The organism is Pseudoxanthomonas sp. YR558, from assembly GCF_900116385.1.
GTDB lineage: Bacteria > Pseudomonadota > Gammaproteobacteria > Xanthomonadales > Xanthomonadaceae > Pseudoxanthomonas_A.
This window is the reverse complement of the sequence record NZ_FPCI01000001.1, coordinates 185,257-198,335: the sequence shown is the minus strand read 5'-3', so window position 1 is coordinate 198,335 and position 13,079 is coordinate 185,257. Positions and strand designations below refer to the sequence as shown.

General features: G+C 67.0%; 15 protein-coding genes. 13 read left to right on the top strand and 2 right to left on the bottom strand.

The window, feature by feature from the left end; genetic code table 11:
* The first annotated feature begins 68 nt into the window (after positions 1–68).
* Together BM365_RS00870 and BM365_RS00865 are read left to right on the top strand one after the other, a co-directional pair.
* Positions 69–326 carry an acyl-CoA-binding protein gene (locus BM365_RS00870; protein WP_056879007.1) on the top strand — a complete coding sequence of 86 codons (258 nt, stop codon included), beginning with the start codon at positions 69–71 and terminating at the stop codon, positions 324–326.
* Positions 327–953 (top strand): TetR/AcrR family transcriptional regulator, encoded by a 627-nt coding sequence (locus tag BM365_RS00865; protein ID WP_093485745.1) that lies wholly within the window; start codon positions 327–329, stop codon positions 951–953.
* Between the two features lie 7 nt (positions 954–960).
* On the opposite strand, the gene BM365_RS00860 is transcribed toward BM365_RS00865, so the two are convergent.
* A complete protein-coding gene (locus tag BM365_RS00860; RefSeq protein ID WP_093485743.1) occupies positions 961–1,914 on the bottom strand; it encodes a helix-turn-helix transcriptional regulator in 954 nt (317 codons plus the stop codon).
* Positions 1,915–1,998: 84 nt separating this feature from the next.
* On the opposite strand from BM365_RS00860, the gene BM365_RS00855 reads away from it, so the two are divergent.
* On the top strand, positions 1,999–2,406 hold the full coding sequence (locus BM365_RS00855; RefSeq protein WP_093485741.1) for a GFA family protein: 408 nt from the start codon (positions 1,999–2,001) through the stop codon (positions 2,404–2,406).
* A 60-nt stretch (positions 2,407–2,466) separates the two neighbouring features.
* On the opposite strand, the gene BM365_RS00850 is transcribed toward BM365_RS00855, so the two are convergent.
* A complete protein-coding gene (locus BM365_RS00850; protein WP_139227251.1) occupies positions 2,467–2,874 on the bottom strand; it encodes a hypothetical protein in 408 nt (135 codons plus the stop codon).
* A gap of 165 nt (positions 2,875–3,039) precedes the next feature.
* On the opposite strand from BM365_RS00850, the gene BM365_RS00845 reads away from it, so the two are divergent.
* From BM365_RS00845 to BM365_RS00800, 10 genes are all read left to right on the top strand, one after another.
* A complete protein-coding gene (locus tag BM365_RS00845) occupies positions 3,040–3,894 on the top strand; it encodes a tetratricopeptide repeat protein (RefSeq protein WP_093485737.1) in 855 nt (284 codons plus the stop codon).
* Positions 3,872–4,444, top strand: coding sequence for a hypothetical protein (locus tag BM365_RS00840; RefSeq protein WP_139227249.1), 573 nt, complete (start codon positions 3,872–3,874; stop codon positions 4,442–4,444). Before BM365_RS00845 ends, BM365_RS00840 begins: the two co-directional genes overlap by 23 nt.
* Before the next feature lie 341 nt (positions 4,445–4,785).
* Entirely contained in the window at positions 4,786–5,997 is a 1,212-nt protein-coding gene (locus BM365_RS00835; RefSeq protein WP_093485733.1) for a flagellin, read from the top strand.
* 81 nt (positions 5,998–6,078) lie between these two features.
* The gene (locus BM365_RS00830; protein ID WP_093485731.1) at positions 6,079–7,227 is read left to right on the top strand and encodes a flagellin; all 1,149 of its coding nucleotides are present in this window, start codon (positions 6,079–6,081) and stop codon (positions 7,225–7,227) included.
* A gap of 83 nt (positions 7,228–7,310) precedes the next feature.
* Positions 7,311–8,516: a flagellin gene (locus BM365_RS00825; protein ID WP_093485729.1), complete on the top strand. Its 1,206-nt coding sequence runs from the start codon at positions 7,311–7,313 to the stop codon at positions 8,514–8,516.
* Between the two features lie 173 nt (positions 8,517–8,689).
* Positions 8,690–9,889 (top strand): flagellin, encoded by a 1,200-nt coding sequence (locus BM365_RS00820; RefSeq protein ID WP_093485727.1) that lies wholly within the window; start codon positions 8,690–8,692, stop codon positions 9,887–9,889.
* 334 nt (positions 9,890–10,223) lie between these two features.
* Positions 10,224–11,588 carry a flagellar filament capping protein FliD gene (gene fliD / locus BM365_RS00815; protein WP_093485725.1) on the top strand — a complete coding sequence of 455 codons (1,365 nt, stop codon included), beginning with the start codon at positions 10,224–10,226 and terminating at the stop codon, positions 11,586–11,588.
* Between the two features lie 57 nt (positions 11,589–11,645).
* Positions 11,646–12,062, top strand: coding sequence for a flagellar export chaperone FliS (gene fliS / locus BM365_RS00810; protein WP_093485723.1), 417 nt, complete (start codon positions 11,646–11,648; stop codon positions 12,060–12,062).
* The gene (locus BM365_RS00805; protein ID WP_093485721.1) at positions 12,059–12,364 is read left to right on the top strand and encodes a hypothetical protein; all 306 of its coding nucleotides are present in this window, start codon (positions 12,059–12,061) and stop codon (positions 12,362–12,364) included. The genes fliS and BM365_RS00805 overlap by 4 nt, the downstream gene beginning before the upstream one ends.
* Before the next feature lie 3 nt (positions 12,365–12,367).
* Positions 12,368–12,955, top strand: a complete 588-nt coding sequence (locus BM365_RS00800; protein WP_093485719.1) for a PilZ domain-containing protein — start codon at positions 12,368–12,370, stop codon at positions 12,953–12,955.
* Positions 12,956–13,079 lie beyond the last annotated feature (124 nt).

Sequence of the window (13,079 nt, the reverse complement as noted above, 5' to 3'; positions counted from 1 at the left end):
TCCCGCCGCCGATTGACCGCCTGCACTACCCGTGGTGTGATGGCCGCGATCACTGGGAGGGATCATCCATGGCAGATCTGAAGACCGCGTTCGACCAGGCATCCAAGGACATCCAGACGCTGTCCGAGCGCCCGGACAACGACACCCTGCTTCGACTTTATGGCTTGTACAAGCAAGGCTCAGAAGGCGACGTCAAGGGCGACAAGCCCGGTTTCTTCGACTTCGTCGGCACCGCCAAGTACGAAGCCTGGGCCAAACTCAAGGGCACCGCGCCCGAAGACGCCCAGAAGAAGTACGTGGACCTGGTGAAGAAACTCACCGCGTAAGTGGCGCGCGATACACGCCAGCGCATCCTCGAAGCCGCCCTGGCGATGTTCAACACGCAGGGCGAGCCTCACGTCACGACCAATCACATCGCGGACGAGCTGGAGATCAGCCCCGGCAACCTGTACTACCACTTCCGCAACAAGGACGACATCATCGAGCAGCTCTTCGCCCGCTACGAAGAGCGCATGGATGCCGCCCTGACGCCGCCCACTGATCGCTTGCCCGGGCTGGAAGACATCTGGCTGCAGCTGCACCTGGTGTTCGAGTGCATCTGGGATTACCGCTTCCTGTACCGCGACCTGGTCGAGATCCTGAGCCGCAACCGTCGCCTGCGCCTGCGCTTCGCTCGCATCCTCAAGCGCGCCGACGACAGTGCGCTGGCGGTGATGCGCGGGCTGGGCCATGCCGGCGTGATGCGCGCCTCGGCCGCCGAGCTCGCGGCCACGGCGACCAACGTGCTGGTCATTTCCACGTTCTGGTTGAACTACGCAGCCACCCGTGGCGAAAAGGACGAACAGGCCGCGATCCGCCAGGGCATCGTCCAGGTGATGATGCTGGTGGCGCCGTTCCTGCGCGACGCCGAGCGCGTGCATCTCAACACGCTGACGCAGGCCTACACCGACTGAAGCGCGCCTACGCGGCCGCCAGTACGTCGCCCAGACGGGTCGACGCCGCGCGCAGCTGCGGCAGCAGGCCGCGATCATCGAGTATTTCGAAGTCAGGCCCCACCAGAGCCATCAGCGCGAGCAAGGCTTCCACTGACTCCGCGCCCAGCTCCAACACGCAGTGGTGCGCGTCGCCGGCCTCGAGGATGCCGCACCAGGGCGGTACGCGCGTGGCCTGCTCTTCGATCGATCCCGGCAGGCGCAACCGCACCTGGAAGCGGGTGAACGGCTGGGTGATCGACTTGGCGACATAGTCGACTACATCGCCCGGGAACGGGCGCGGCGGGAACTGCATGCCGGTGTCGTGCAGCGCCTGCACACGATCGACCCGGAACGTCCGCCAGTCCTCGCGCTTGAGGTCCCAGGCCACCAGATACCACCGACTGCCGGTGTGCACGAGTCGCAAGGGTTCGATCAGCCGTTCACTCGCCTTCTGGCTGCGGTCGCGGTACTGCATGCGCAGCCTGAAGCCGTCCCGACAGGCGCCGGCGATACGCAACAGCGCGTCCACATCCGAGGTCGGCGCACCGCCCGCCAGCGAGAGCGTCACCGAGTAGAGCGCGCTGGCGCGCTTGCGCAGGCGCGCCGGCAGCCACTGATCCAGCTTCGACAGCAGCCGCAACGAGGTGTCTTCCATCCGCCCCACGCTGGCGGCGGCGGTCCGCAGCGCCACGGCTACGGCGACCGCCTCGTCGTCTTCCAGCAGGACGGGAGGCATCGCGCTTCCGGATCCCAGTCGATATCCGCCGCCCAAGCCCGGGGAAGCGTCGATCGGGTAGCCGAGTTCGCGCAGCCGCTCCACATCGCGGCGCAACGTACGGCGATCGATGTCCAGCCGCTGGCTCAGTTCCGCGCCTGTCCAATGACGGCGCGACTGCAGCAGCGACAACAGGCGGAGCAGGCGGTTGGAGGTGCTGAGCATGGGCGCAGTATGGCGCCTATTGCGGACTGATTCTGTCCTCGATGGCAGCCACACTGGCGACTCATCCACCGGGAGCACCCGTCCATGGCCATCCAGACCTACCGCGGGAGCTGCCATTGCGGCGCCATCCGCTACGAAGCGGACCTCGACCTGGCCGCAGGCAGCGGCCGATGCAATTGCTCCATCTGCACCAAGACGCGGTTCTGGGGCGTGGTCGTGCGGCCCGAGGCGTTCCGCCTGCTTCAGGGCGAGGATGACCTAGGGCGGTACCGCTTTGGCACCCACGCCACGGAGCACCTGTTCTGCCGGCACTGCGGCATCAAATCCTTCGGCCGGGGCGAACTGGAGGTCCTCGGCGGCCGATACGTCTCGGTAAATCTGGCCTGCCTGGACGACGTGGCGCCCGAGACCTTGGCCCAGGTGCCGATCCGTTATTTCAACGGTCGCGACAACGACTGGTTCTCCGAGCCCACTGTCACACGACACCTCTAGATGAACGAAAACGCCCCGGTGAACCGGGGCGTCAGGGTCGTGCTGGCCTCAGGCTCAGGCTCAGGCGCGGCGCGTGCGGCGGGCCGCGGGTTTGCGCGGCGCGGGCTTGCGCACCGTCTTGGCGCGCACAGGCGCCGCCTTGCGGCTGCGCGACGCCTTCCGCGCGGGCTTCTTCTTCAGCCCCAGCTTCACCAGCACCGGCTCCAGGCGCGCTTCCACGTCGGCGCTGAACTGGCCAACGCGGGCTTCGCCTTGCTCACGGGCATCGGCGAGGCGATCGAGCACATCGCGCTGCGTGGTGCTGGCGAACGTGGCGGCCTGCTGGCGCGCGGCATCGAAGCGCTGGGTCGCATCGGCGACCGCGGCCAGGGCTTCGCGGCGGCCCACGACGATCAGGCCCAGACCTGCCAGCCACACGTGGCGCAGGGTCGGCTCGAGGGGTTTGCGGGCGTTCTTCTTGGTGGCCATGTTCAGTTCCACGTGCCGCACCACGGTGGCCGGCTTCCTTGATGCGATGCTGCCGTCGGCGGCTTGAGCAATCACACTATTGGCCGCTCTGCGCACGGATTGCGTAGGGGTTGCCTGAGGACGGCGTTCGCGGCCATGCTCGCGACATCCTGGGAGGGACGACAGATGGCAGCGAAGTCTTCGAAGTGGGCCCCGTTTCCGCACGACGCCAAGGCCTATGCCTATGCCGGCGATGCGCTCAAGAAAGCCTGGCCTGCCCTGCATGCGGGTGACCAGGAGCCCTACCCCGACGAGAAGCGCGCCAAAGCCTTGATCGTTGCGGTCGGCAAGGCTGCCAAAGGCATCACGGCCGACGATCTAGCCCAGCAACTGCAGGACGCATGGCGTGCGTTCCATCGCGGCGACTTCCAGGCGGCGTACGAGGCCGGTGAGGCGCTCGGCCCCCTGGGCGCGTCCGTCGCGGTGAAAGCCATCGGCATCCACGCCACGTACCTGGTGGACGACGAAGCCGAACAACTCAAGCGCTTCGAACAGGGCGCCAAGCTCGCCGAGGCCGCGATCAAGGCATTGCCCGATGACGCCAACAGCCACTACCGCCACTCCTTCGCGCTCGGCCGCTACAGCCAGGGACTCAGCATCGCCAAGGCGCTCAAACAGGGCATCGCCGGCAAGGTGCGCACCTCGCTGGACGCCGCACTCGAATTGGCCCCGAAGCACGCCGAGGCGCACACCGCGCTGGCGCTCTACCACGCGGAGATCATCGGCAAGATCGGCGCGATGATCGGCGGCCTGACCTATGGCGCCAAGGCGAGCGAAGCAGAATCCCACATCAAGACCGCACTGAAACTGACGCCCGACTCCCCGATCGCGCACGTCGAGCACGCCAACGTATTGCTGCTCCTGCACGGGGACAAGAAGGAAGACGCCGCTGCCGCCGCCTACGAGAAGGCCGGCAAACTCAAGCCCCGCGACGCGATGGAAGCGTTGGACGCGGCGCATGCCAATGCGCAGATCGAATAGGAACGCCGCCCTCGCGCTCGCATCGGCGCTGCTGGCCGCGAGCGCGACGCTGGAGGCGCAGGTCATCGCGCCTCCCTCTCCTGCTCCGCCGTCGCCCGCGCAGGCGACGGATACGCTGGTCGACGCCCTGACCTGCAGGACGTCGGCTGGCGACATCGCCGGCTTGCTGAGCAGACTGCGGCGCGAACGGCCCGCCGAATTCATCCAGACCGAGCGTCAGTACGGCACGCCGACGATGGATCTCTACCGGCTCGACGAATCCGTGGACGCCTGGGGCAACGAAGGCGATGCGATCGTCGTCACCGACAACCGTGTGCTGTTGTTGGTCGATGCACCCATCGACACGGCCAGCGCGCGCCTGGAGCAGTCGCTGGCGGACAGCCGCGACACGCCACTCTCCGGCGCGCTCGATGACCTGCATGCGCTGGTGGTCTACGCCGGCGAGCATCCCGGCATGCAGCAACGCACGTTGATCGGATGCGAGTACCGCATGCCTGGACTCTCGTTGCTCGCCAATCCGGACGACGCCTGGCGTACGCCGACGCCGTAGCCCGATACCTGCGCTCAGGGCGCACGACACCACCCTCCTTCTGCTCAAACCGCTCGCACGGCGCATCGTGACCGGCCCGGTGTGTCTTGGCGTGCCCGCGGGGCGGCCTTAACGGCACGTCCCGGACCATCTTTAGGGCCGATGTCACGTTTCGGACGTTTCCCGCGAACCCTTGCGCCGCACGGGTTTCGAGTCCCTAACACATTTTTTTGCAGCTGCCCTAAAGGTTTTTTTGGCAGCGCCGTTATTCATTTCGCAACACGAAGACGACTAGCCCAACAAAACAAACCGGCAGCGTCTTTTCCCTTCAACGCCGTGAATCCAAATAAGAGGAGACGAACATGGCACAGGTAATCAACACGAACACGATGTCGCTTAACGCTCAGCGCAACCTGAGCACCAGCGGCGCCTCTCTGGCCACCACCATCCAGCGCTTGTCGTCGGGCCTGCGCATCAACAGCGCGAAGGACGACGCGGCCGGTCTGGCCATCTCCGAACGCTTCAGCACGCAGATCCGCGGCCTCGACGTCGCCGTCCGCAACGCGAACGACGGCATCTCGCTGGCCCAGGTCGCCGAAGGCTCGCTGACCGAGATCGGCAACAACCTGCAGCGCATCCGCGAACTGGCCGTGCAGTCCTCCAACGCCAGCAACTCCGCTTCCGACCGCGCGGCGCTGAACGCCGAAGTCAAGCAGCTGACCTCGGAAATCGATCGCGTCGCCAAGCAGGCCGACTTCAACGGTACCAAGCTGCTGGACGGCACCTTCACCAGCCAGCTGTTCCAGGTCGGCGCCAACGCCGGCCAGGCGATCGCCATCGACAAGGTCGTCGACGCCCGTGCGCAGACCCTGGGCGGTGTGACCTTCGCCAACGTCTATGCCGGCACCGCGCTGGGCGTCGACGCCGCTGCCGCCGACACGACCTACTCGCAGTTGCAGATCTCGGTCACCCCGACCGGCGGCAGCGCGACGGCCGTCAACATCGGCGCCTTCGACGTGAAGGCCGGCCAGTCGATCACGCAGGCTGCCGCCGCTGCCATCAATAACAAGCTGGGCGAGACCGGCGTGTACGCCGAGGTCAAGGCCGGTGTCATCAACCTGACCTCGGTCAAGGGTGGCCAGGAATTCGCACTGGCCTTCGGCGGCCCCGCCGTCACCGGCGCCACGGTGTCGACGGCGGCGAACCTCGGCCTGACCGAAACCAGCACCAACGGCGGCGACCTCGCCACCACGAACAGCTTCGTCCAGGGCCTGGACATCACCACCTTCGCCGGCGCCCAGCGCGCCCTGGAAGTGGTGGACAAGGCACTGACCTCGGTCAACGGCGCGCGCGCCGACCTGGGCGCGATCCAGAACCGCTTCACCTCGGTGGTCGCCAACCTGCAGACCAGCTCGGAAAACCTGGCCGCATCGCGTAGCCGCATCCGCGACACGGACTTCGCCAAGGAAACCGCCGAACTGACCCGCACCCAGATCCTGCAGCAGGCCGGTACGGCCATGCTGGCCCAGGCCAACCAGGCGCCGCAGGGCGTATTGAGCTTGTTGCAAGGCTGAACCTAGCGTCCCCGGCGGCACGGCGGGGAATCGTTGGACAACATCATCCCCCGTGCAGAAAACGCCTAAGGAGTCGAACTCATGGCACAGGTCATCAACACCAACACCATCTCGCTGAATGCCCAGCGCAATCTGAGCACCAGCGGCGCCTCGCTGGCGACCACGATCCAGCGGCTGTCGTCCGGCCTGCGCATCAACAGCGCCAAGGACGACGCCGCAGGTCTGGCCATCTCCGAGCGCTTCTCCACCCAGATCCGCGGCCTGGACGTCGCCGTTCGCAATGCGAACGACGGCATCTCGCTGGCTCAGGTCGCCGAAGGTTCGCTGACGGAAATCGGCAACAACCTGCAGCGCATCCGTGAGCTGTCGGTCCAGTCGGCCAACGCGACGAACTCTTCGTCCGACCGCGCCGCGCTGAACGCCGAAGTCAAGCAGCTGACCTCGGAAATCGACCGCGTCGCCAAGCAGGCCGACTTCAACGGCACCAAGCTGCTGGACGGCTCGTTCACCAGCCAGCTGTTCCAGGTCGGCGCCAATGCCGGCCAGGCGATCGCCATCGACAAGGTCGTCGATGCCCGCTCGCAGTCGCTGGGCAACGTGAAGTTCGCTGCCGACGTGACCGGCACGGCCATCGCCGACGCCGCCGCCAACGGCAGCATCGCCGGCCTGACGATCAACTCGGTGGCCATCGACACCGTCGCCTACACCACCGGCACCACCGGCGACGACATCGCCAAGGGTCTGGCCACGGCGATCAACGCGAAGATGGGCGAGACCGGCGTGTACGCCTCGGTGACCGCCGACCAGGTGACCCTGAACTCGGTGAAGGCCGGCAAGGATCTGGTCGTCGGTGGCACGGTGACCGGCTCGGGCCTGACCGCCGCCACCACGACGGCGGCCGCCACCGCCACCGCTTCGTTCGCCAAGGACCTGGACATCACCACGTTCGAAGGCGCGCAGAAGGCCCTGGAAATCGTCGACGCCGCGCTGACCTCGGTCAACTCGGCCCGCGCCGACCTGGGTGCGGTGCAGAACCGCTTCACCTCGGTGGTCGCCAACCTGCAGACCAGCTCGGAAAACCTGGCCGCTTCGCGCAGCCGCATCCGCGACACGGACTTCGCCAAGGAAACCGCCGAACTGACCCGCACCCAGATCCTGCAGCAGGCCGGTACGGCCATGCTGGCCCAGGCCAACCAGGTGCCGCAGAACGTGCTCAGCCTGCTCCGCTAACGCGGCGCTAGGCACCGGGGCGGGCGTCTCTCCCGCCCGCTCCGGCCAGGCATTCCTTCCTCGCTCCACTCCAGGACTTTCCCATGGCACAGGTCATCAACACCAACACCATCTCGCTGAATGCTCAGCGCAATCTGAGCACCAGCGGCGCGTCGCTCGCCACCACCATCCAGCGCCTCTCGTCCGGCCTGCGCATCAACAGCGCCAAGGACGACGCCGCCGGTCTGGCCATCTCCGAGCGCTTCTCCACCCAGATCCGCGGCCTGGACGTCGCCGTTCGCAATGCGAACGACGGCATCTCGCTGGCTCAGGTCGCCGAAGGTTCGCTGACGGAAATCGGCAACAACCTGCAGCGCATCCGTGAGCTGTCGGTCCAGTCGGCCAACGCGACGAACTCTTCGTCCGACCGCGCCGCGCTGAACGCCGAAGTCAAGCAGTTGGCCTCCGAAATCGACCGTGTCGCCAAGCAGGCCGACTTCAACGGCACCAAGCTGCTGGACGGCTCGTTCACCAGCCAGCTGTTCCAGGTCGGCGCCAATGCCGGCCAGGCCATCGCGATCGACAAGGTCGTCGACGCCAAGGCCGGCTCGCTGGGCGGCGCGATGTTCGCCACCGCCACCTTCACCACCGCTACGCCGGCCGACGGCGTGACTGCGCTGAAGATCGAAGGCCTGCAGCTGACCAACGCCGACGGCGCCACGGTCACCATCGACACCGTCGATGTCGCCGCGCAGGGCACGGCCGCGGGCACCCGCGACGCCGCCGCCAAGGCACTGGTCACGGCCATCAACGCCAAGATCGGCGAGAGCGGCGTGTACGCCGAACTCGGCGCGGCGGGCGCGGTTAGCCTGACCTCGGTCAAGGACAGCGTGGGCACCAACGGCGCGTTCAAGGGCATCGCGATCGAAACCGGCACGTGGACCGGCGGCACCGCCCCGGCCGACGTCACCGCCAGCACCGTGGCCACCACCAAGCAGTACGCCTCCAACCTGGACATCTCCACGTTCAAGGGCGCGCAGCAGGCGCTGGAAATCGTCGACAAGGCGCTGACCTCGGTCAACTCGGCCCGCGCCGACCTGGGTGCGGTGCAGAACCGCTTCACCTCGGTGGTCGCCAACCTGCAGACCAGTTCGGAAAACCTGGCCGCTTCGCGTAGCCGCATCCGCGACACGGACTTCGCCAAGGAAACCGCCGAACTGACCCGCACCCAGATCCTGCAGCAGGCCGGTACGGCCATGCTGGCCCAGGCCAACCAGGTGCCGCAGAACGTGTTGTCGCTGCTCCGCTAAACCGCTTCACAGGAATCGTTGCCCGACGCGGGCGTCCCGGACGGATTCGTCTCCCTCCGATTGGCGCCGGGATGGATGGCCTTGCCATCCATCCGCCCTCCACCGGCTTGGTGGCGGGCGCCGGGCGTTCCTTCTGTTTCTGACCGCAACACCCTCTCTTCCAGGTAAGCGCCATGGCACAGGTCATCAACACGAACACGATCTCGTTGAATGCCCAGCGCAACCTGAGCACCAGCGGCGCCTCGCTCGCCACCACCATCCAGCGCCTCTCGTCCGGCCTGCGCATCAACAGCGCGAAGGACGACGCCGCCGGGCTGGCTATCTCCGAGCGCTTCAGCACGCAGATCCGCGGCCTCGATGTCGCCGTGCGCAATGCCAACGACGGCATCTCGCTGGCCCAGGTCGCCGAAGGCTCGCTGACCGAAATCGGCAATAACCTGCAACGCATCCGCGAACTGGCCGTGCAATCGTCCAACGCGACCAACTCTTCCTCCGACCGCGCCGCGCTGAACGCCGAGGTCAAGCAACTGACCGCCGAGATCGATCGCGTGGCCAAGCAGTCGGACTTCAACGGCACCAAGCTGCTGGACGGATCGTTCTCCAGCCAGCTGTTCCAGGTCGGCGCCAACGCCGGCCAGGCCATCGCCATCGACAAGACTGTCGATGCGCGCTCGACGGCCCTGGGCAAAGTACAGTTCGGCTCGACCTCCGGTGTCGGCGTCGCGACCGGCACGGCCACCGCCGACGGCAAGATCACGGGCATCTCGGTGACCAACCCGATGGGCAAGACCGTCGCGATCGACGATGTCGACGTGAAGGTCGGCGATACCGGCGCACAGGTCACGGCCCGGATCATGGGCGCGATCAACGCCAAGATGGGCGAAACCGGCGTCTATGCCGAATCGACCGGCACAACGGGCTCGTACTACACCGTTGGCGACGCATTGAACGGCAGCGGCGCGGCGGCCGGCATCACCATCGTCTACGGCACCAGCGGTGCGGCGGGCATCACCTCGGGCGTCGGCGTTACCGGCGGCGCACCGGGCGCCGGTGAGGTCAAGGGCCTGTCCGACCTGGACGTGACCACCTTTCTCAACGCGTCCCGCGCGGTGACCATCGTCGACAAGGCGCTCACCGCCGTGAATTCGGCCCGCGCCGACCTCGGCGCGATCCAGAACCGCTTCACCTCGGTGGTCGGCAACCTGCAGACCAGCTCGGAAAACCTGGCCGCGTCGCGCAGCCGCATCCGCGACACGGACTTCGCCAAGGAAACCGCCGAACTGACCCGCACCCAGATCCTGCAGCAGGCCGGCACGGCCATGCTGGCCCAGGCCAACCAGGTGCCGCAGAACGTGTTGTCCCTGCTGCGCTGATGCGCGGCCCGCAAGACCCGCAGTCCTCCTAGTTCTCTGTCGTCCACGGACGGATTCGTCTCCCTCCGTTTGGCAGTACCCCAACCCCTCCGGCAACGGAGGGGTTTTTTTATGCCCGTTCCGACGATCCGGCACAAATCCTGCATCAGCCTGCCGGCCTGCATTTCTCACCAGCCGCCGGACTCACGGCGGCGGTGGGAGACGGAGAAATGTGGGCTAAAGAACGGCGTCCGCAGGCCGTTACTGGAACTGTACGGGCGGGCCGCATTCGCCAACGGATGACGGCCCGCCCGGCCACCCCTTTTGCGGAAAGGGCGCGACAGGAGAAACGGCAATGGCAGATTACTCGCTCGGTTACGGCGGCATCGGTTCGGGGCTGGATATCACCGGCATGGTCGAACAGTTGGTCGCGGCCGACCGCAAGCCCGCCGACAACCGCCTGAACCGTATCGAGACCCAGGCCAAGTTCAAGCTGTCGGCGATCGGCACCGTCAGTTCCGCATTCAGCAGCTTGGACACCGCGCTCAAGGCATTGAAGTCGGCCACCGCCTTCGACGTCCGCACGGTCAAGTCCGGCACGGACACCGTGGTGGGCGCCAGTGTCGCCAGCGGCACGCCCAACGGCATCTACAACGTGGAAGTGGGCTCGCTCGCTACCGCCAACAAGTGGATCACCAATACCCCGGTCGCCGCCGGCACCACCTTCGGCGCCGGCCAATTGACGCTGACCGTCGGCGGCGAGTCGCTCGCCATCGATATCGCCGAAGGTGCGACCCTGCAGGACGTGCGCAGCGCCATCAACACTGCCGCGCGCAGCAAGGGCGTGCAGGCCGCCGTCATGACCTCCAACGATGGCCAGTACCTGTCGGTGTCCTCCGACAAGACCGGCGCGGCCAACGGCCTCACCCTCGCCTTTGCCTCGGGCGGCAGCGATCTGCAAAACCTTGTGACCAGCCTGCAGGAACGCGTGCCGGCCGCGGACGCCGAAGTGACGATCGATGGACTGACCGTCACCGCCAGCACCAACAAGATCACCGATGCGGTCCCGGGCCTCACCCTGGACCTGAAGACCGAAGGCACCAGCACCGTCACCGTGTCCACCGACACGGCCGCGGCCAGCAAGCTGATCCAGGACTTCGTGACGGCGTACAACACGGCAATCGGCGCGATCAACGCCACCACCAAGTATGACGCCGAGAACAACGAACCCTCGGCCCTGACCGGCGACGCGCAGATGCGCAGCGCCTCGGGCCAGCTTCGCAACCTGATGGGCAACCTGTTGGGCGACCTCGCCGCGCAGGGCCTGGATGCGAAGACCTTGGGCCTGCAGACGAAGGGCTATCCCTCGTCCGACGGCACCCTGGTCTTCGACAGCAGCAAGTTCACCGCCGCCCTGACCGCTGATCCCGAGAAGATCCGCGCCGCGTTCACCGGCGATACCGCGTTCGCGGGCACGCTGCAGAAGGCGGTCAGCAGTTATGTCGGTACCGATGGCGCCTTCACCCTGCGTAGCAACGGCCTGAACGCGCAGATCAAGGATGTCGCCACCCAGCGCACCGCCCTGGATGCGCGCATGGAGGCCGTGGGTAACCGCTACAAGGCGCAGTTCGTCGCGCTGGACAGCATGATTTCGCAGATGAACACCACCAGCAGCGCCCTCGCTCAACAGCTGGCCTCGCTCGCCAACCAGACCGGATAAGCCCCCGCCGGGTCCGCCGGAGCGCCCGTGCGGCGCCGGGACCCCAGGAGAAATGGAATGTCACTTCAATCGTATGCCGCGCAGTACCGCAACACCGGCCTCAGCAGCGCCGTGATGGAGGCCGACCCGCATCGCCTCGTCGCCCTGCTCCTGGGCGGCGCCTGCGAGCGCCTGCGCCTGGCGGAAGCCTGCGTGGAGCGCGGCGACCTGGCGCGCAAGGGCAAGGCGATCGGCGAAGTCAGCGCGATCATCGGCCACCTCAACGGCTCCCTGGACCATGAGGCCGGCGGCGAGATCGCCGGCAGCCTGTCGTCGCTGTACGACTACGTGCAAACCCGCCTGATCGAAGCCAACCTGCATAACGACGCCTCCGCGTTGCGCGAATCGCTGGAGCTGCTGGGCGAGATCGAATCGGCGTGGAACGCGATTCCCACCGAACAACGGCAGGTACCGGCCATGGCGGCCGCGCGATGAACGACACACCGGCCCTCGCCGACCTGTTCGACCAGTTGGATGCGATGCGCGCTGCGCTGCATGCCGACGAACTGGATGGCGTGGAAGCCCTGCTCAACCGCCATGACCGCGACGTACGCGCGTTCCTGCATGCCGATGGCGGGCGCAGCGCCGGGTACGACGCCCTGGCTACCTTGCTACGCGCGCAGCTCGAACTGCAGCAGGACATGCAGGCCGCACGCGAGCAGGCACGCATCCGCATGCAGTCCACGCAGCGCGCCGATCGCGCCGCACGCGCCTATCTCTCGGTTGTCGGGGGCTAAGCCGTGGCCGCGCCCGTCGTGTTGGTGGAGCATCCGGCCGAACACACGCTGTTCGACGGCGCGCTGACCTGCGATGTCGTGCTGCCTGCCCGCTTCACCCTCGGCGCGCGCCCGGTGATGCAGGCCCCGGCCGAAGCCCTGCTGCAGGGCCTGGCCGTGGCCGAGGATGTCCGCGGCGACGATCCGGAAGACCGCAAGGAAGCGACACCCAGCCAACAGCGCATCGAAGCGAAGCTCGACCTGGTGCTGTCGCTGCTCGGCCGCCTCGCACGCCGTCACGACGACCTGCTGCCGGTCACCGCGCTGCGCTGGTCGCATCGCGGCCTGCGTCTGGACATCGCCGCACCGCTCGAGGCCGCTGATGGCAGCGACGGCGTGGTGACGCTGCAACCGGCCGCCTGGCTGAGCGATCACATCGAGCTGCCTGCGCGCGTGCTGGCGCAGGTGGAAGGCACTCACGGACATCATCTGTGGCTGCAGTTCGAAGGCCTCAACGGCGGACTCGCCGAAGCCATGGACCGTCACTTGTTCCGGCTGCATCGCCGGCAGGTCGCCGAAGCGCGCCAGTCGCAACTCGCACCGCGCAGGTAAACGCGTTTCGCGCACGCGACCCCTGCGCCTCGCGCAGAGAGGGCCGTCATCACACACCGCGATTGCGCCACACCCGACTTCAACGAGGGCGATGACCGCCCAACTGTGACTCACGTCGTGGTTT

Coding starts and splice junctions, on each gene's coding strand:
- fliS (WP_093485723.1), top strand. CDS start 11,646: ATGTCACTTCAATCGTATGCCGCGCAGTACCGCAACACCGGCCTCAGC.
- BM365_RS00830 (WP_093485731.1), top strand. CDS start 6,079: ATGGCACAGGTCATCAACACCAACACCATCTCGCTGAATGCCCAGCGC.
- BM365_RS00855 (WP_093485741.1), top strand. CDS start 1,999: ATGGCCATCCAGACCTACCGCGGGAGCTGCCATTGCGGCGCCATCCGC.
- BM365_RS00835 (WP_093485733.1), top strand. CDS start 4,786: ATGGCACAGGTAATCAACACGAACACGATGTCGCTTAACGCTCAGCGC.
- BM365_RS00860 (WP_093485743.1), bottom strand. CDS start 1,914: ATGCTCAGCACCTCCAACCGCCTGCTCCGCCTGTTGTCGCTGCTGCAG.
- BM365_RS00805 (WP_093485721.1), top strand. CDS start 12,059: ATGAACGACACACCGGCCCTCGCCGACCTGTTCGACCAGTTGGATGCG.
- BM365_RS00850 (WP_139227251.1), bottom strand. CDS start 2,874: ATGGCCACCAAGAAGAACGCCCGCAAACCCCTCGAGCCGACCCTGCGC.
- BM365_RS00870 (WP_056879007.1), top strand. CDS start 69: ATGGCAGATCTGAAGACCGCGTTCGACCAGGCATCCAAGGACATCCAG.
- BM365_RS00820 (WP_093485727.1), top strand. CDS start 8,690: ATGGCACAGGTCATCAACACGAACACGATCTCGTTGAATGCCCAGCGC.
- BM365_RS00825 (WP_093485729.1), top strand. CDS start 7,311: ATGGCACAGGTCATCAACACCAACACCATCTCGCTGAATGCTCAGCGC.
- BM365_RS00845 (WP_093485737.1), top strand. CDS start 3,040: ATGGCAGCGAAGTCTTCGAAGTGGGCCCCGTTTCCGCACGACGCCAAG.
- fliD (WP_093485725.1), top strand. CDS start 10,224: ATGGCAGATTACTCGCTCGGTTACGGCGGCATCGGTTCGGGGCTGGAT.
- BM365_RS00840 (WP_139227249.1), top strand. CDS start 3,872: ATGCCAATGCGCAGATCGAATAGGAACGCCGCCCTCGCGCTCGCATCG.